The organism is Paenibacillus sp. FSL H8-0259 (genome assembly GCF_037963255.1).
Taxonomy (GTDB): Bacteria; Bacillota; Bacilli; order Paenibacillales; family Paenibacillaceae; genus Paenibacillus_AQ; species Paenibacillus_AQ phytohabitans.
Genome location: NZ_CP150147.1, coordinates 1,436,256 through 1,455,010 on the forward strand (window position 1 = coordinate 1,436,256; position 18,755 = coordinate 1,455,010).

Annotated in this window: 12 protein-coding genes; 10 read left to right on the forward strand and 2 right to left on the reverse strand. The window is 54.5% G+C overall.

Features of this window, described 5'->3' with window-relative positions:
• Positions 1-636: 636 nt before the first annotated feature.
• The 9 genes from NSU01_RS06140 (at position 637) to NSU01_RS06180 (ending at position 11,139) form a co-directional block, all read left to right on the forward strand.
• Positions 637-2,487: a sensor histidine kinase gene (locus NSU01_RS06140; protein WP_256703723.1), complete on the forward strand. Its 1,851-nt coding sequence runs from the start codon at positions 637-639 to the stop codon at positions 2,485-2,487.
• A gap of 3 nt (positions 2,488-2,490) precedes the next feature.
• Positions 2,491-3,687 carry a response regulator gene (locus NSU01_RS06145; protein WP_042134155.1) on the forward strand — a complete coding sequence of 399 codons (1,197 nt, stop codon included), beginning with the start codon at positions 2,491-2,493 and terminating at the stop codon, positions 3,685-3,687.
• Positions 3,688-3,869: 182 nt separating this feature from the next.
• Positions 3,870-5,165 (forward strand): extracellular solute-binding protein, encoded by a 1,296-nt coding sequence (locus NSU01_RS06150; RefSeq protein WP_076242318.1) that lies wholly within the window; start codon positions 3,870-3,872, stop codon positions 5,163-5,165.
• A gap of 350 nt (positions 5,166-5,515) precedes the next feature.
• Positions 5,516-6,397: a sugar ABC transporter permease gene (locus NSU01_RS06155; protein ID WP_039309670.1), complete on the forward strand. Its 882-nt coding sequence runs from the start codon at positions 5,516-5,518 to the stop codon at positions 6,395-6,397.
• Entirely contained in the window at positions 6,394-7,212 is an 819-nt protein-coding gene (locus NSU01_RS06160) for a carbohydrate ABC transporter permease (RefSeq protein ID WP_042134160.1), read from the forward strand. The genes NSU01_RS06155 and NSU01_RS06160 overlap by 4 nt, the downstream gene beginning before the upstream one ends.
• A gap of 93 nt (positions 7,213-7,305) precedes the next feature.
• Entirely contained in the window at positions 7,306-8,022 is a 717-nt protein-coding gene (locus NSU01_RS06165; protein WP_042134161.1) for an N-acetylmannosamine-6-phosphate 2-epimerase, read from the forward strand.
• A complete protein-coding gene (locus tag NSU01_RS06170) occupies positions 8,019-8,918 on the forward strand; it encodes an ROK family protein (protein ID WP_076242319.1) in 900 nt (299 codons plus the stop codon). Before NSU01_RS06165 ends, NSU01_RS06170 begins: the two co-directional genes overlap by 4 nt.
• 8 nt (positions 8,919-8,926) lie before the next feature.
• Positions 8,927-9,619 carry a copper homeostasis protein CutC gene (locus NSU01_RS06175; RefSeq protein WP_076242320.1) on the forward strand — a complete coding sequence of 231 codons (693 nt, stop codon included), beginning with the start codon at positions 8,927-8,929 and terminating at the stop codon, positions 9,617-9,619.
• Between the two features lie 5 nt (positions 9,620-9,624).
• Positions 9,625-11,139, forward strand: a complete 1,515-nt coding sequence (locus tag NSU01_RS06180) for an alpha-L-fucosidase (RefSeq protein WP_256703724.1) — start codon at positions 9,625-9,627, stop codon at positions 11,137-11,139.
• A gap of 813 nt (positions 11,140-11,952) precedes the next feature.
• Here NSU01_RS06180 and NSU01_RS06185 read toward each other — a convergent pair.
• Both NSU01_RS06185 and NSU01_RS06190 read right to left on the reverse strand, forming a co-directional pair.
• Positions 11,953-13,665 (reverse strand): helix-turn-helix domain-containing protein, encoded by a 1,713-nt coding sequence (locus tag NSU01_RS06185; RefSeq protein ID WP_256703725.1) that lies wholly within the window; start codon positions 13,663-13,665, stop codon positions 11,953-11,955.
• Positions 13,666-13,809: 144 nt separating this feature from the next.
• Positions 13,810-14,817, reverse strand: coding sequence for an ABC transporter substrate-binding protein (locus NSU01_RS06190; protein WP_076242322.1), 1,008 nt, complete (start codon positions 14,815-14,817; stop codon positions 13,810-13,812).
• A 436-nt stretch (positions 14,818-15,253) separates the two neighbouring features.
• On the opposite strand from NSU01_RS06190, the gene NSU01_RS06195 reads away from it, so the two are divergent.
• On the forward strand, positions 15,254-18,613 hold the full coding sequence (locus NSU01_RS06195; protein ID WP_076242323.1) for an Ig-like domain-containing protein: 3,360 nt from the start codon (positions 15,254-15,256) through the stop codon (positions 18,611-18,613).
• The last annotated feature ends 142 nt before the right edge of the window (positions 18,614-18,755 follow it).

The window sequence follows — 18,755 nt, forward strand, 5'->3', positions numbered from 1 at the left end:
AGTCTTGCAGTCGATGAAAAAGTTACCCGCCAGACCTAACGGTCTGGCGGTTTTTTGTGCTGACGCGCTAACAGATGGGTTACGCTGTAGAATCCTGCAGAAAATACAACAATTTCTTCAGGATAGCGGCTCTAATCCAGGATTGTTGTACGAAAGGCAACATTTTCTCTCCTGAAAGCGGCCAAGCGGGGGAATTCTTGTATTTCGTACAACAATCCTTAGGAATCCTCCATTATTGGGAGGTTCGAGTTGCAATACGTACAACATTTTCATTTTGAGGCCGGCCTTCACAAGCCGCATGCCTTTCACCGCTGGCCGACACCATCCTCCGCCACATCTATCATTAGCTGGACTGCTTCCGCTATAAGCTCAGCGCTAGGTTCCCGCACTCCCGCACGTCTCCGGTTAGCCATGACCAACCTTACGCTTGTGGCAGATAAACTAACAATGTTGAATTTAAACCAATTAAGTTGCGGCATATATATGTTAGATATAAATGCTTGTATATCAAGGGTTTGGCTATTCTGCCAAGTCTGGAGTGAGAGGATGTTAAATATTTACTTCGTTATTTTCCATGCAGCAGTCTGCAGAATCCTTTATACTGAATAAAATTTAACGGACCAGGAGGAGAGGCTGATGATGCGGCGGTGGAACAACTTAACATACCAGAGCAAGCTGATGCTCGCCTTCTTCATGCTTGGGATTATCCCGTCGATTGTGATCGGCACGATGGCATATTTCAAATCGGTCAGCACGCTGGAGTCGCGGGTGAACGCCGATCTCGGCGTCATTGCCGGACAGCTGAATGCGGCGATCCAGCGCCAGGTGGAGGATGTGGACCGTTTCAGTACTTTTCCTTATTTCACACCGGAAATCTTTCAAATATTGAACCAGCCTTACGTGCCCCGCGACCAGTGGGGTTACCGCGAGATTGAAACCCAGCAGCAGTTCGCCAAGCTGCTCGTGACTTACCCTTCGATTTTCTCCACGATTCAGGGTCTGGTATTCTACAGCACCAAAGGCAATATCTACGGCTACAGGGTTAGCGACCGCTCCTCCATTAATGAAGCCGTAAGTCCGGTAGACGAGGAATGGTATAAGGAGACCCTCAAGCGAAGCGGAGGCGTATTCATCTCCGGACTGCGGCTGGAGCGGCAGTTCAACAGTGCTCCGTTCCCCACAATTACCGCTTCCCGCGTGCTGCTTAATGATGATTTCACTCCGGCCGGAGTAGTAGCCGTGGATATCCGTCCTGACTTCATGGACAAGATTGTCCGCTCCTTCCAGCTGGAGAGCATGCATGTGATTGTGGCCGATGAGAAGGGGAAGCTGATCTATTCCACACAGACCGGAGACAACGAGCGGTTTCTCCGCGCAGCGGCAGTGCAATCCTCGCACAGCGGGACAAGCCGCGGCCTGATCAATCTGCCCGATCTGGGCGGCGGGATGGCAGCGGCGACCGGTGTATATGCGCACAGTGAGTATTTGGGCTGGACAAGCTATCTCATGATTGACCGGGAAGAACTGCTTGGCGATGCGAATGTGATCCGCAACTTCACCGTGGTGCTGGTGCTGATCTTCAGTGTGGCGGCTGCGGTCTTGTCGCTCTTGCTGGCCAGGAACCTCTCAAGGCCGATCCGCAGCCTGATCTCTTCCATGCGCGACGTAGAGCGGGGACTGTTCATCACTCCGGCGGCCCTGCCGGTCCAGGGCGAAATCGGCCAGCTGCATCTCAGCTATGTCACGATGGTGCGGCGGCTTGATGTGCTGGTCCAGTCGATTGAAGAGAAGGAGCGGCAGAAGCGGGAGGCCGAGCTGTATGCGCTTAGAGCGAGAATCGCTCCCCACTTCCTGTATAACACGATCAATTCCATCCGCATGCTGGCCGTGCTGCAGCAGTCGGAAGGCATCGCCCGGCTGCTGCAGTCACTGAACAAGCTGCTGCATGCCAATATGAAGCTGGACAGCGAACTGGTGCCGCTGTCTGCGGAGCTGGAGCTGCTGCATCATTATGTGCGGCTGATGGAGCTGCGCTACACGAACCGCTTCAAGGTGGAGTGGCAGATTGAAGAGAATATCGGGCAGGCGATGGTCCCGCCGATGATTCTGCAGCCGCTGATGGAGAATGCGATCTTTCACGGCTCCTTCGATATCGAAGGCCCGCTGCTGATTGAGGTGGGTGCCCGGATAACAGGGAACGGCGGGGAAGAGCTGCTGATCACCATCACGGACAACGGGCACGGTATACCGCAGGATACACTGGAGGTGCTCAACGGCGAGAGAGAGCAGGGCCCAGCCCCTGATGGGGACGGCAACGCGGGTTCAAGCATCGGTGTAGCCAACGTCCGTGACCGTATCCGGCTTAGGTTCGGACCGCCGTATACCTTGACGCTGAAGAGTGGTCCGGGCCAGGGAACCCGGGCAGAATTATATTTGCCTTATCAACCGGAAGACGGAGATACGTCCCGGCCGCGAATGGAGGAATGAAGCATGTGGAATTTGCTTGTAGTGGAGGATGAGACCATTGTGCGGCTGGGGCTGCGCTATATGCTGAATTGGGATGAGCTTGCCATTGCCTGGAAAGCCGAGGCTGCGAACGGGCATGAGGCGCTTAAGGTGCTGGCCCGGGAGGAGATTCACATTGTGATGACGGATATCCGCATGCCGGGCATGGATGGCCTGGAGCTGGCGCGCAGAATCAAGGAACAGTACCCCAGTGTGCAGATTATCTTCTTCAGCAGCTTTGAGGACTTTCCTTATGTAAAAGAAGCTGTCCGCATCGGAGTCGTTGATTATTTGCATAAGCCGACGATGGCGGCCGAGGAGATTGCAGCGGCGCTGCTCAAAGCAGCGGGGACCCTGGAGCAGCTTCATCAGGCGGCAGTGCCGCAGGTGCCGGGATACAGCGATAAGGACCGGGATCTATTCCTGCAGTCGATGCTTGAGACACAGGCCCCCCTGGAGAATTGGCTGGAGCAGTGGCAGCAGTATGGACTGGAGTCCCTGTATGGAGCGGGCTACCGGCTGGCTATTCTGCGCATGGCCGAGAACGAAGAAATTGAACCGCAGGCGGCGCTGGCCCGCTTTATGTCGTTCCGTTATTATCTGGAGGAATATACTTCCCGGGAATGGGGCGGGATATTGCTCAGCCGGGAGAACAAGGAGCTGGTCTGGCTGCTGCCGCAGAAGGCGTCCGTTGACGAAGCAGGAGCCGGTGCGATGCAGGGTTATCTGGATCAGCTGGAACAAGGGTTGTACAAAATGCTGGGCATCCGCATGGCGTATACCTGCAGCGGACTTCACCGGACAGCGGCGGAGCTGCCGGAGGCCTATAGAAGTGCGGCGGAGCGTGAGCCGGTGAGCGGCGGGAAGCTGAGCGGAATTATCCGGCTGGCAACGGCTTATATCGATGAGCATTTGCTGGAGGATGTGACGCTGGCGCGGACCGCAGAGGCGATTCATGTCAGCGTCAGCCATCTGAGCCGCCAGTTTCTTAAGGAGACCGGACAGCATTTCAATGAATATATGACCGCCAAAAAAATGCTCCTGGCCCGCAAGCTGCTGCGCGAGAGCAACCGGAAGGTGTACGAGGTGGCTGAGGAGCTGGGGTATGCCAACCCGCATTATTTCAGCAAGCTGTTCAAAGATGACACAGGTCTGACACCACTGGAATTCCGCAATCAGTGAGTAAAGAGCAAATATTTGACGGAAACCGCAATTCTCGTCTAGTTGGAGGATCAGTCATCCGGCAGAGCGGTCAAGATAAGCAATTAATAGCTATAAAGCAGCAGATCAACCTGGTAGTTAACCTGACACAAACAGAGTACGATTAACTCATGAAACAAACATAATGTCAGGGAGGCTAACACATGAGAAGAAAAGGCGGGTTCTGGTGGTTGTCGGTATTATGTCTTGGGTTGTTGGTCATTCTTGCAGGCTGCGGCAGTAATAATGCGGCATCAAACGGTAATTCCGGAGCGGCTGCTACAAGCGGTTCCGCTGCAGAAGGGGATGCTGAGAAAGAGCCGGTGGTGCTGAAGCTGACCACATGGAACCCGATCAGCCAGACGGTGGTTGATAAATTCCAGGAGAAATATCCCTACATCACGATAGAGCACGACAAGGTATACGATCAATTCCGGGAAATCATCCGTACACGGATTGTCTCCAAGTCCGATATGGACATGCTGTGGCTGTTCCCGAATCAGGTGGCCGAATTCTCCAAAGAGAATGTCCTGATGGACATCTCCGGCAGCCCTTGGCTGGATAATTATCTTGAAGCTGCGGTGAAGCTGGGCACAGTGGACGGTAAAACCTACGGCGTTCCCTATAACAGCCAGCCGATCGTAATGTTCTATAATAAAACGCTGTTCGACCAGCTGGGGCTTGCGATTCCGACCAATTGGGAAGAGCTGATGGCGGTGAGCGAGACCATCAAAGCCAGCGGCACCGCACCGATGGTCATCGGAAGCAAGGACGGCTGGGCGACCCAGTTCATCACCACTTCACAGTTCGGACTGTATCAGCATGACAATGCAGACGTATTCCCGCAGCTGGCCAGCGGAGACAAAAAGTGGACCGATCCTGAGTTCACCGGCTACTTCGACGGCATGAAGGAGCTGGCGGATAAAGGTTATCTGCTGGAGAACTCCGTCGGCCTCAGCTATGACCAGGTGGCGCAGGTATTCAAAGAAGGCAAAGCCGCTATGTGGCCGATGGGCGAATGGGGCTACAGCGAGAACTTTGATGCAGACTTCTCCGCCTTTGAACTCAGTGCCTTCCCGATTCCGGTCAACCGCGGCGATCAGCCGCTCGTAACGAATCTGGTGTCCGACAACCTGCTGGTTGGCGTATCCTGGAGCAAGCATCAGGAAGAAATCAAGCTGTTCATGGAATTCGTGGCCGAGCCGGAAATGGCTAAAATCTGGTCCGATGAAACGAAGCAGGCGGTAACGGTAAAAGGCGGCACTTCCGAAACCTACAGCCCGCTGGCCGCTTCCCTCCAGCCGCTGATTGACGCCAGCGAAGCCCAGATTTTCCCGAGCATGACCTCGTCCATCGAGCCGGTAATGTTCCCGATCTTCCAGCAGATTCTGCTGAAGCAGGACGTGGACACCACCAAGCTGCTGGAACAAATGCAAACAGCTCAAGATAAGGACATATAGAACATATAAGACAAACAAAACTATAAAGATTGGGTTTGAAAAGTATACCTTTTAGGGAGAGTGGCGGAAGAGAAGTTTGGAACTGTAGGAGCGGTAGCGTCCGCCTTTATGTTTGGATTTCTACCGCGATCAGCGGTCCAAATCAGGAAATCCAAACATAACAGCGGCCGGAGGTCCAAACATTCTCTGCAGTCACGGCTGAACCTAAATGGGAGGAGTTTCAGGCACAATCTTTATAGAACACACACAACACAAGAGAATAAGCGAAAGCTCAGATCAAGGACAACCCTGTCTTTCGCTTAGGTTTCTTTTTTTTTACCCAAATTTGGGGTGAGGGATGGAGGCAGAAGATGAAATTCATGAATTTTCGCAATTACCTGCTGTTTATCGCGCCGGCGCTCCTGATCTACCTGCTGTTTTTTGCCGGACCGATCTTCAGCGGCTTGTACTACGGCTTCACCGACTGGAACGGCTTCTCATTCAAGGCCGACTGGGTCGGGCTGGAGAATTTCCGCGAAGCCTTCCGTGATCCGCTGCTCCTGACGGCGCTGAAGAATATGGCGATTCTCTCCGTTGTAGTCATCGTGCTGCAGCATAGCGCATCAATTCTGCTGGCCGTACTGCTCGACCAGAAGCTTAAGGGCATTGTGTGGATGCGGGCGATTATCTTTTTCCCGGTTATCCTGAACACCGTTGTAATCGGCTATGTGTGGAGCTACATGTATGCGCCGATGGTCGGATTTTTGCCGAAGTTTTTTGCCGCAGTCGGGCTGAATGGTCTGGCGCAGCTGGACTGGCTCGGTGATCCTTCCCTGGCAATCTACGCGATTGCACTCGTCATGGTCTGGCAGTACACAGGCTATTCGATGATGATCTACTTGGCTGGACTACAATCCGTTTCGGGTGAAATATATGAAGCCTCAAGCATTGACGGCGCAGGACCGTGGAACAAATTCTGGAAAGTTACACTGCCGCTGCTGATTCCTTCGGTCATTGTGAACACAGTGCTGTCGGTGATCGGCTGTATGAAAATGTTCGAGCATGTCTTCATCATGACGCAAGGCGGACCGGCCAATTCCACGCAGACATTCGGGATTATGATCTATCAATATGCCTTCAAAACCTCGCAAATGGGCTACGGCACCGCGATGGCGATGATCCTGTCCGTGATGATTCTGGTTGTAACCTTTGTGCAGATGAAGCTGCTCAGCCGTCTGGAGGTGGCGAATTGACGACTACATTACAGAAAACCTCTATTTACACCGTGCTGATTATCGCGCTCATTATTGTACTCGTTCCGATGGCGGTCATGATCTCGGTTTCGCTGCAGACACCGTCAACGATCAATCCGCTCAGCCTGCCCAAAGACCCGCAGTGGAGCAATTATACCGAAGCGTTCCGCACCGGCAATCTGCTGCCGTATTTCGGGAACAGCGTTCTGGTGCTGGTGATGACAACCGCTGCCGCCATCGGCGTCTCGGTGCTGGCCGCTTACGGTCTGCATCATGGCAAAAGATATAAATCGGACGCGATGTCGACCTTCTTCCTGATGGGGCTGATCCTTCCGGCCTTCTCCGGCACGATTCCGGCGTTCCTGGTGCTGCGGGAGATCCATCTGCTCAACACGCATGTCGGGCTGTCGCTGATCCAGATTGCTTCCGGGCTGGCCCTGCCGATCTTCCTCTATGTGAATTTCTTCAAGACCGTGCCAAGTGAAATTGAGGAGGCGGCGCTGGTGGACGGGTGCGGACCTTGGCGGACCTTCCTGAAAATTATTTTTCCGCTGACGCTGCCGATTACGGCGACCTGTATTATCGTGGTGGCGATCAACTCGTGGAATGACTTTTTCAATCCGCTGGTCTATCTGTCTTCGCCGGATATGCGTACGCTGCCCGTGGGCCTCATGGCCTTCAAAAGCCAATACAACACCAACTGGCCGCAGATGTTCGCCGGTGCTGCACTTGTGGCCCTGCCGATCATCATTCTCTACCTGTTCGTCCAGCGCTTCATTATTAAAGGTCTGGTGGGCGGGGCGGTTAAGGGCTAGGAGGCTGGATGGCTAAGGTGCAAGAATGAGAGAATGTTAAGAGGGCAGCCGTGTGATACGCGAAAATGATATGCAGGGAGGGTGAGCGAGGTTATGGGAAAAGGTTCAGGGAGTCTCATTCCCTATCAGGGTCTGGTCGTATCCTGCCAGGCGCTGGAGGACGAGCCGCTGTTCGGAAGCCATCATATGGTGGCGATGGCGATGGCGGCGAAGGAAGCGGGGGCGGCCGGTATCCGTGCCGGAGGGCTGGCGGATATCCGGGCGATTAAGGATGCCGCCGGCTTGCCGTTGATCGGACTGGTCAAAATACAGCATGAAGGCAGTGAGGTCTACATTACGCCGACGCTTGAGGATGCACTTGCCGTCTATGCGGCCGGGGCCGATATTGTGGCCATCGATGGTACCGGACGGCTCCGGCCGGACGGGCGCACGCTGGAGGCGACCCTTGCCGCGCTGAAGACTGCGGGGATACCGGTGATGGCCGATATTTCGACCTTCGAAGAAGGGGTGCAGGCGGCCGGATGGGGCGCGGATTACATCTCGACTACGCTATGCGGTTATACCGCAGAGACGCTGGGAACTCCGCTGCCGAATCTGGATCTGCTGGAGCGGCTGTCCGCTGTCCTGGAGGTGCCGGTAGTCGCCGAAGGCGGGATATCCGAGCCGGCGCAGGCGGCTGCGGCGCTGGAGCTGGGTGCGGACTTCGTCGTCGTAGGCTCGGCGATTACCCGTCCGCAGTGGATAGCCGCCCGTTATGTGAAGGCGATGAAAGAGAAGGCGGGCGGCGCAACAACGGAGGCCGAAGGATGAGCCGCTATTATATCGGGGCCGATATCGGCGGAACCGGAATAAAGGCGGCAGTGGTGGACGGGCAAGGGGAGATTGTTGCCCGCCGCAGTACCGCTACGCCTGTGAACGAGGGGGCAGCAGGGATTCTCGCTGCGCTGAAGAAGATTATTGCAGAGCTTGTGTGCTGCGGATACGGGATCGGCGGCATTGGCATAGGCACTGCCGGGCGGGTAGATCCGGCTGAAGGCGTAGTCCTCTATGCGACGGAGAATTTGCCGGGCTGGACCGGCATGCGCCTGGCGGAAGCAGTGGAGGAGGAGTTCCCGCTGCCTGTGTCGGTTGGCAACGATGCCAATGCAGCAGCTCTTGGCGAAGGCTGGCGCGGTGCGGCTGCGGGGCTGAAGGATTATGTGATGCTTACGCTGGGTACAGGTGTCGGCGGAGCCGTTATTCATAATGCTGAGGCTATCTCAGGCAGACAGGGCGGAGCCGGGGAGATCGGGCACATGGTGCTCCATCCCGGAGGAATTCCCTGCAGCTGCGGGCAGCGGGGCTGCGCCGAGCATTATCTGTCCGGCAAGGCGCTCAGCCGGCTGGCCGCAGAAGCGGCGGAGGGCTGGGACGGCCGCAGACTGCTGGCAGAATTCGCCGCAGGCAGCGCCACAGCGGCTGCACCCATGAAGAGATATATGCACGACCTGAGCCTGGCCGTGCATAATATCCAGTCTTTCATGGACCCGGAGGCGATTATTCTTGGCGGCGGAGTCGCGGAATCCCATGCCTTATGGTGGGATGCCTGGATGAGCGGGCTTGCCGCCGTGTCACCGCTGTCCATTAAGGTGCTTCCTGCCGAGCTTGGCAATGATGCCGGAATGATCGGCGCGGCACGGATGATTATGAACAAGGAAGGGAAGTAGAGTGAACTATGCTGTTAGAGGTTATAGCCACGACAGTAAGTGATGCAGTTACCGCTGAACGTTATGGAGCGGACCGGATCGAGCTGATTACCGGAATCCGGGAAGGCGGTTTAACACCCAGCCTTGGGCTGATTGAAGCGGTGCGGGAGGCAGTCAGCATTCCCGTAAGAGTAATGGTACGGCCGCATGCGCGTTCCTTCCGGTATGACCCATCCGACGCGGAAACGATGCTGCGCGATATCCGGCATATTGCCGGAGTGGGCGGACTGTCCCTGGTCACGGGCATGCTCCGCAGTGACGGGACCGTGGACGAAGAATTGCTGGTCCGGCTGCTTGATGCTGCGGCCGGGATGGAGGTAACGTATCACCGGGCTTTTGATGAGGTGCGGGATCAGCTTGAGGCGCTTGAAGTCTTGAAGCGGTATCCGCAGATTACGGATATATTGACCTCCGGCGGCAGCGATAAGGCTACTTCCGCTGAGGGTATGGCGAGGATTGCCGTATTGGAACGGCTGTCCGCCGGTTCTTCGCTCTCCATCCTTGCAGGCAGCGGCTTGAATGCTGCAGGCCTGAAGGATTTCATCTCCCGGACGGCTGTCCGCCGTGTGCATTTCGGTTCGGCTGTCCGGGAGGACGGCGATCCGCTGAGGCCGGTTGACCCCGGGCGGCTGGAAGCCGTCCGCAAGATTCTCAAACCATAGAAGAGGTGAGTTCCTTGTCAAAACCATCGCTGCATGAGCTGCGCAAACAGAAGAAGCTGGAGATCAAGGATACTGTAGAGAACGGCCCGTTTAGAGCTGAGTGGAAGTCTCTGGAGGAGTACTCCGTTCCCCGCTGGTACGAGGATGCGAAGTTTGGGATTTTCATTCATTGGGGTGTGTATTCTGTTCCCGCCTTCGGGACAGAGTGGTATGCGCGCAATATGTACAGGGAAGGCACAGAGGTGTATGAGCATCATCTGAAGACCTATGGCCCGCCGGACACATTCGGCTATAAGGATTTCATTCCCCAGTTCACGGCGGAGAAATTCGATGCCGAGGAGTGGGCTGCCCTGTTCAAGCGCGCCGGTGCCGCGTTCGTAGTGCCGGTTGCCGAGCATCATGACGGCTTCGCCATGTATGACTGCCCTTATTCGGAGTGGACCGCTGCCAGGATGGGTCCGCGCAGAGACATTATCGGCGAGCTTGGCGCAGCCGTGCGGCGGCATTATATGACCTTCGGCGTCTCCAGCCACCGTGCGGAGAATTGGTGGTACTACAACGGAGGCCGCGAGCTGCCTTCAGATGTGCAGGACCCGAAATACGCGGAATTGTACGGTCCGGCGCAGTCTTGCTACGGTGATCCGGCGTATCCGCTGCCGATTCTGCCGCCGAATGAGGAGTTTCTGGACGACTGGCTGGTCCGCACCTGCGACCTGATCGACCGTTACGGCCCGCAGCTGGTCTATTTCGACTGGTGGATCGAGCAGCCGGTCTTCAAGCCTTATCTGCAAAAGCTCGCCGCCTACTATTACAACAAGGCTGCCGAATGGGGCCAGGGGGCAGTCATAAACTATAAATTTGATGCTTTTGCCGAAGGAACCGCCGTCTATGATATGGAGCGGGGCCAGCTGGCCGATATTAATCCGGAGGTCTGGCAGACCTGCACCTCGGTAGGTGAAACCGCCTGGTGCCATATTGCCGACCACAAATATAAGACCTCGGGAGTTATACTCGGCGACCTGGTCGATATAGTCAGCAAAAACGGCGTCATGCTGCTGAATGTCGGGCCGCGTGCGGACGGGACCATTCCTGAAGAAGAGCAGCAGCTGCTGCTGGAGGTAGGGGACTGGCTGGCGGTAAACGGGGAAGCGATCTACGGAACGCGGCCCTGGAAGGTATATGGCGAAGGGCCGACCCAGATCGTCAGCGGAACATTTAACGATACGAAGCGCAGCCCGTTCACCCCGCAGGATATCCGCTTCACCGCCAGAGGCGGGGAGCTGCTCTATGCCGCTGTTATGGGCTGGCCGGAGGGCGGAACAACAGTCATCGAGACCTTGGGCAACCGCTCCAAGCAGCTTGCCGGAGAGATTCTGCAGGTGGAGCTGCTGGGCTGGAACGGGGAGCTGCAGTGGAGCCGGGCCGGAGAAGGCCTGATTGTAGAACTGCCCTCTGACATGCGCGGCCGGGGCATTCTGGTATTGAAGATCAAGTATTCTACTCCTGAAGCGGCGAAATAGACATTTGAGCTGTAAAGGAGCGGGCGCAGGAGTTACGGGACTGCTCCGGGTGAATCCGGCAAGCTTCATATTCCGGCCAAGTTGCATATTCTGGGCAAGCTCCGGGTCGCCGGCATGTTTCGAACAAATTCCAAACCAGCTGCAAACCGGTCCAAACCAGCTCCAAACCAGCTGCAACAAGCTGCAACAAGCTCCAAACTGGCTCCAAGCCACTCCGGACTAACCTCACAGCCGGCTGATCGTATTTTGTACAACAGAATCGGGGTTTTAAGGGTCTGCAAAGGCATTCTAATGTATTTACTGCAACAGAATTTAGGGATCGTCCCTAATTGTGGCTGAAAGGAAGAAATCTATTGTACGAACTCTGCCGAGGTACGAATTCAGGCGATCTAGGGCAGCTCCTGGTGTAGCGTCAGATTTATTTAGTGAAAACCATTTTGGTAAATCGCTTGCTAATGGCCTGAGATGATCCGATTACGGTATATGCCTAGGTGTGTGCGGTAAGCGATGTGCATAAGTGCACTTTGTACAACTAAATCGTCTGATATACACCCAATTATCCGTTTAGTTGTATTTCGTGCAATTAAATAGCTGTTTGTAGATTGTTTTCACTCATTTGGGTAATTTTAGTTGTACAGATTGCACTTATATGAGGCAAGCCTCTCTTTTCGCTGTTATTAATTGCACATTATACAACTATCACTGAATTTCCATTTGGAACGGAATACAGCAGTTACTGCATTGTTAAATGGACTCACTTCTTTAGTTATGATATTGTACCAGGTTCCAGTCACTCTGAATTCCCGAACCCGCCTACCCGCCCGCTCCCCCCAGCAGCCTGGGCAGCAGAGTCAGCAGCAGCTCGCGGGTCAGGGCATCGCCGGAATTCCATTTGGCGCCGTCGAGCATATAGACGCGGCCCTCCTGTACGGCGGGCAGGCTGTTCCACAGCGGCGTCAGCAGCAGCTGCTCCATGGCTTCCCGCGAGTCTTCGCGCTCCGGGATGAGCATGAAGACGCGGTCCCCCGCGTAGCTGTGCAGCTTCGCCGGATCAACCTCGCCGAAGCCAAGCCCCTGGTCCAGCAGGCCCTTAATCTCTGCCGTCGGCTGCAGGCCGCCGGGAGCATACAGGGCCGTGGACAGTCCGGTCATCGCCATAGCGAACAGGCGGTTGCCATGGTCGTAGACCAGCGCGGAGGCGGTTTCTCCCGGCTGGAGCCCCTCTGCGTACAGACGCTGCCACATGGCAGCGTTTTTGGCGTGGTAGGCCTCCAGCCAGGCTTCCGCTTCGCGCTGCCTGCCGAGCCACCCGCCAAGTATCCGCAGCCGATGCTCAAGCGGCGCGAACGAATCGAAGGTGAGGGTCGGGGCGATACCGGAGACGCGCGTATAGGCGCGCTCGTCCGAATTCGCGATAATAATCAGGTCAGGGCTGATCAGCCGGGTCAGCTGCGGGTCCAGCGGGAAGCCGACATTGGCCAGATTCTTGACCCGGTGCTTATAGACGCTGTTCCGGGCAAAGGCCTCATCGCCTCCGGCAGGCTTGACTCCCAGCGCCAGCAAATCTCCCAGTGTCTCCCCGTGGTAGACAATCCGCTTCGGCCGCTCCGGAATTTCCACTTCATGCCCCGTCCAATCCTTGACGGTAACTTTGCGCTGCTGGGCCTGGGCATACTGCCCGGGCGTGACTCCCGTCTTCTGCCGGAAGCGGCGGCTGAAGTAATATTCATCGGAGAAGCCGACCAGCCGGGCGATTTCGCGCAACGGCTCGGCCGATTCCAGCAGATAGTTCTTGGAGTGCCCGATGCGCAGATCGGTCAGATAATCGAGCGGCCGCTTGCCGGTCAGCTTCTGGAAGATTGGGGTGTATTGCCAGGGAGAGACCTGTGCCAGCTCCGCAAGCTGCTTCACCGTAATGCTCTCCATATAATGATCCTGCAGGAATTGGATCGTACTCTCCACGGATTGCGCGGGACTGGGCAGCTGGCGGGTGGAGTAATTATGTTCAAACAGCAGGAGCAGCAGCTCCTGGAACTGCAGCTGCTGTCTGAAATACTGGAGCTCGTCCCCGCTGCCCTGGTTCGCAAGCAGCTCTTCCGCGAGCCGGATCACCCGGGTGAAAGGGTGGACGATTAGCTCTTTCCGGCCAGGCAGCAATTCAGCTGTATGGGAAGCAGGGGAATCTCCAGCCGTAATAGCGGCAAAGGATATCAAATAATAGTATAGTGTCATTTCCGCGTTATCCGTACTGTAGGAAGTTCCGGGGGACAGCAGACAACACTTGTCTGCATGTACTGAAAGGGCCGGCTGCTCCCCGATACAGAGTTCACCGCGGCCTCCGGTAAAGATCAGAAGTGTATGCTGACCGGCAGTCTGCACAGCGGACACAGTGTCGGCACTCTGGATTACCAGCTCAATGCCCTTCAGCTGAAACAGCAGGGAGCGGAGCGGAACTGCCGGCAGGGCCGGAGCCGCTGCAAGTGCGGGGGCAGGGGGGAGTCCCGGGTTCAGGGCATTCTGTCTCAAGGCTCGGCACTCCTTTCAGGGGATCAATTGATGTACATACTGAGAACGATTATCAATAAATCTCATTGTATATAAAATAAAGCAGCTTATCAACATTAGTTGATAAGCTGCTTTTAATATTCGTCCTGTCTGCATGCGTAATCGTTACTTATTCAGCATTGCGGGGATTTCGCCCAGCAGCCATTCTCTGGTGGCGGCATCACTGGAGGTTTTCATGATGTCCTGCGTGTAGACATAGCCGTTCTTAACGGCCGGCAGGCTTTTCCAGACTGCACTTTCCAGCAGCTTGTCGGTCGATGCTTTGGCTTCGTCAGCTACCGGCGTCAGAAGGAAAATACGGTCCCCTGCGTATTCCTGGATAACCTCCATCGAAATCTCCTGGAAGCCCATGTCGGCGTCAAGCACCTTTTGGATCGCCGGAGTAGGCTTGAATCCGTTCTCTCCATACAGTACCTGTGACAGGCCGGTTGTAGCCATTACAAACAGTCTGTCGCCCGGATAGTAAGTGAAGACTGCGGCGGTTTCGCCTTCCTTCATGCCTGAAGCTTTAAGCTGGGCCCACATGGCGTCTTCCTGCGTCTGGTACTGAGCCAGCCAGGCTTCTGCTTCTGTTGTTTTGCCCAGGATACCGCCGATTTCCTGCATCCTTTCCTTCAGCGGGGCGAAGGTATCGAAGATAATGGTTGGAGCGATTTTGGACAAGGCATCGAAATCAGCCTCTTCAATTCCGGCATAGATGATCAGATCCGGCTGAAGCTCAAGCGTCTTCTCCAGGTTGATCGGGAAGCCGACATCTTCTACCCCGGTCAGCTTGTCCTTGAACACCTGGCCTTCAGCCATGGAGAGCGGATAGCCGGTGGCCTGTACGCCCAGGGCAATCAGATCACCGTAAGTTTCCCCGGAGTAGATGATCCGCTGCGGGTTCACAGGAATCTCAACCGTATGGCCTTTGTAATCGGTGTAAGAGCGTGTTGTGGCTGCCGGTTCTGCACTAGCTTCTGCGGTTGGAGCGGCGGTTGCAGCGGTATTGCCGGCAGCTGTGTTAGCTGCAGCGTTGCCTTCATCATTCTTGGTGCTGCTGCAGGCGAGCAGTAAGGTGCTCATCAGGAAGATGATGCACAGGATAGCGAAAGGTTGTCTTGCCTTGTTCATTGTAAGTAGGCCTCCCAATTATATCGATTACCAATAATGATAATCATTCTCGTTGAAATGATCATAGATGATAACCATCCGTTACTCAATGGACAAAACGCAAAGCTGGAATTTAGTTTGTGCAAAGAAGAATCTTGTTTGTGCAAAAGAGAATGGAGCTTGTGCAAAACCGGATATCCGCTGTGAATTTTCAGGTTTTAAAGAATGAGGCTATTCAGACTACATTCAGTTTGGGTTGTTATGATGCATTCAGCCTATCTCTTGAGCAGGGTGTATTTAGAGGTGTTCTTTTTCTGCGGATTGTGTAAATACATAGATAAATAACTGATTCATTACCGTTGTTATAAGAAAAAATATAAGTCTTTAGTACCTGAATTAAAAGCCGGGATATGTCGATAAGAGATTCAAATCATAATTCAACAAGGAGGATAACGGATTGAAGAAAAATAGTTATTTCCGGTTTTTGCTGATGGCATTGCCGCTGCTTCTGGTCTTGACTAACGGGGGATTGGCGCTGGCAGCCACCACTGTAACGGTCTCCAAAATTGTGCTGAATGTAAGTGAACTTACGCTCGCGGTGGAAGAGACTTCGGCTCTAACAGCTACTGCGGTCTATTCCGACAGCACGTCAGGCGACGTGATGGTTAACAGTGACTGGTCCAGCGATAAGCCGGCGGTAGCCACCGTATATAACGGGATTGTGACGGCCAAGGCGGAAGGGACAGCTACAATTGTTGCGGTATTTACATATAGTGACGGCACGAAGTTCTCCCAGGCCGCAACGGTTACTGTAACCAAGAAGGTTAAAGCGCTGACGCAGAATGTCCAGAGCCTGGATCTCCGCAAAGCCGAATCGGGCAGCATTATTCTGACCGCAACGTATTCGGATAATACAACGGACGCCACGGTGGCGAACAAGGCAGTCTGGAGCACAAGCGATGCTGCGGTAGCTACCGTGGTGAACGGTACAGTCAAAGGGATCACCTCCGGGACAGCCACAATCACAGGCGTATATGGCAAAAAAACCATCACCGTCACAGCGAATGTAGAGGTAGCCAAACGGATCGAAGCGGATCAGCCCGAGCTTGCGCTTTTGCTGAAAGACAGCTCTGCTGTTAAGCTTACAGCTACTTTCCAGGATGGCACGCAGGAGAATGTAACGTCCCTGGCCGCCTGGTCCTCCAGTGATGAAGCGGTTGCCGATGTCCTTAAGGGCGTCATTACCGGCTACAAGCAGGGAACGGCAGTTATCACCGCCAAATACGGCACCAAGACTACCACAGTAGAGGTAACGGTTGACCAGACCAGTAAGCTGGTTGTGGATGATCAGAGTGTTTTTCTGAAGACGGAAGAAGATCAGCAGCTTAAACTCACCGCCGTCTACCCGGATGGGACGACCAAAGATGTGACCAGCACCGCAGTCTGGAGCTCGAGTGATTCCAGTATCGCTTATGTATACAAAGGCAAGGTTTACGGCTATACAGCCGGAACGGCGACGATTACAGCAGCCTATGGCGATAAGTCTGTACAGGTGGATGTGGATGTTGCGGTGGCCCGGTATCTGGATCTGAGCGAAGAACAGCTTGGCCTGAAGACAAGCTCCACCCATGCGCTAACTCTGACGGCGACTTATGCCGATGGCAGCACAGAAGATGTTACTTCTAAGGCGGCATGGAGTTCGAGTGATGAGCTTGTGGCTTTTGTCAAAAAAGGCTCCCTCACAACTTATAAATTGGCTGGAACCGCAACAATCTCTGCCGTCTATGGCACACTTGAAACCTCGACGGAGGTGGAAGTTGGAGCCGTAAGTAAACTGGTAGCCAGCGATGATAATGTATTCCTGCAGATCAGCGGGACGAAGCAGCTTGTGCTGACTGCCGTTGCAGGCGACGGGTCCTCATCGGATATTACAAGCAGTGCGGCATGGACCACAAGCGATAAGAGCATCGCTATGGTCAGCAAAGGCCTGATCACCGGTTATTCCGTAGGTACGGCGACCCTTACAGGAACTTATAATGGAGCGGCGGCCACGGTTACCGTTGATGTGGGAACAGCAAGACATCTGGCTTTAAGTGAAACCAGTCTGAATCTTGCGGTGGATGCTGCTAAGGTGCTTGTGCTCAAGGCGACTTTTGCGGACGGTACGGTAACCGATGTAACCAGCAAGGCAACCTGGACCTCCAGTGATGAAGCTGTGGCTTATGTGGAAAAAGGAAGTATTACAACCTACGCAGAAGGTAATGTGACGATAACAGCAGCCTATGGCGGGAAGACAGTAACTGCAACTGCCGCAGTTGGCAAAAGCAATAAGCTCAGCGTCGATAACGACTGCCTGAACCTGCGCCTGAACGGAACTCATCAGCTTGTGCTGACCGCCCTCGATGCAAGCGGCACCCCAAGCACGGTGACAGACAGCGCAGTCTGGACCACCGCTGACGAGAATATCGCTATCGTGAACAAAGGTCTGGTTACAGGCTACAAGTCCGGCAAAACTACAATTACCGCCGTTTATGGCGGCAAAACCCTCACCGTTGCGGTGAGCGTCGAAACAGCTGCGCGCCTGAATCTTACGGTCAGCAAGCTGAACCTCGGCAAGGACCAGAGCAAAGCGGTAACGGCTATGGCCAGTTATGAAGACGGAACGTCACAGGATGTCACAGAGAATGCAGTGTGGAGTACGGATAATGCGGATGTAGCTGACGTTAGCAAAGGAACCATTACCGCCTATGCCACAGGCAGTGCTGTAATTACGGCCTCTTACGGCGGCAAGACGGCAACGGTCAAAATCACGGCAGGCACACCGGACAAACTGGCGCTGCAGGCCAAGACCATTGAACTGAAGGAAGACGAGACTTATCAGGCCGAGGCTACCGGCAGTTACAGTGATGGCAGCGACAAGACGATCACGAGTGAGGTGGAGTGGAGCTCCAGCGATGAGAAGATTGCCGAAGTTAAGGACGGTCTGATTACCGGCCTCTCTGCAGGAACAGCGGTGATTACCGCCAAAATAGGGACGGAGAAGGCCGCCGTTACCGTAAACGTGGGCCTTGTGGATGAGCTGGCTGCCAATGTGAGCCTGATTACGATGTCTGCCGGAGACAAGGAGCAGATTACACTGACTGCCACCGATTCCGCCGGGGTAGAGAGTGATGTAACGGCTGATGCAGACTGGAGCTCGGCCAAGACTACAATCGCTACGGTCAAGAAAGGTCTTGTAACCGGAGTGCTGAAGGGCAAAACGGCGATCACCGCCTCCTATGGAGGGCAGAAAGTGACGGTCAACATTGAAGTGGATCAGATCACTGTCATCGAAGCATCGGTGACCAACCTGGCGATGAAATCCGGCGATACGGCCAAAATCGCAGTAAGCATCACTTATAGCGATGGCAAAACGAAGGATGTGACGGACAAGGCGGAGTGGAAAAGCGGAAGCTATAAGATCGTCACAGTTACCGGAGGCTCGGTCAAGGCAGTGGCTTACGGCAAATCCTATGTGACGGCCAAATACGGCGGCAAAACCGTCAAAGTCCCCGTAACCGTTGATGTGCTGAAATATCTCGAGGTCAGCCAGATGAATCTTACGCTGAGTGCAGGCCAGTCGGTGCAGCTGGCGGCAACGGCTACTTTTGAGGACGGCAGTGAATCGGATGTATCCAAGACAGCAGTCTGGACTTCCACCAAGGAGCTTGTAGCTACCGGCAAAAACGGCCTGATTAAGGCCAACAGTAAAGGTACTGCGAGCATATCCGTGAAATACGGCGGCAAAACCGTGAAGATAAAGGTCACTGTTAAGTAATTTACTCACACCTGCCTCATTTTCCATTTTGGAGAGTGAGGTGTTTTTTTTGCGGATTTTTGTTATTAACATATTGATAATATCATCAAAGTCTGCTAAGATGTTGTTAATAACAAATTAATAATAACATTTCGTTAATATC

Bases quoted from the DNA above. Each gene is read 5' to 3' on its own strand.
- NSU01_RS06150 (WP_076242318.1), top strand. From the start codon at position 3,870: ATGAGAAGAAAAGGCGGGTTCTGGTGGTTGTCGGTATTATGTCTTGGG.
- NSU01_RS06190 (WP_076242322.1), bottom strand. From the start codon at position 14,817: ATGAACAAGGCAAGACAACCTTTCGCTATCCTGTGCATCATCTTCCTG.
- NSU01_RS06145 (WP_042134155.1), top strand. From the start codon at position 2,491: ATGTGGAATTTGCTTGTAGTGGAGGATGAGACCATTGTGCGGCTGGGG.
- NSU01_RS06165 (WP_042134161.1), top strand. From the start codon at position 7,306: ATGGGAAAAGGTTCAGGGAGTCTCATTCCCTATCAGGGTCTGGTCGTA.
- NSU01_RS06175 (WP_076242320.1), top strand. From the start codon at position 8,927: ATGCTGTTAGAGGTTATAGCCACGACAGTAAGTGATGCAGTTACCGCT.
- NSU01_RS06170 (WP_076242319.1), top strand. From the start codon at position 8,019: ATGAGCCGCTATTATATCGGGGCCGATATCGGCGGAACCGGAATAAAG.
- NSU01_RS06140 (WP_256703723.1), top strand. From the start codon at position 637: ATGATGCGGCGGTGGAACAACTTAACATACCAGAGCAAGCTGATGCTC.
- NSU01_RS06155 (WP_039309670.1), top strand. From the start codon at position 5,516: ATGAAATTCATGAATTTTCGCAATTACCTGCTGTTTATCGCGCCGGCG.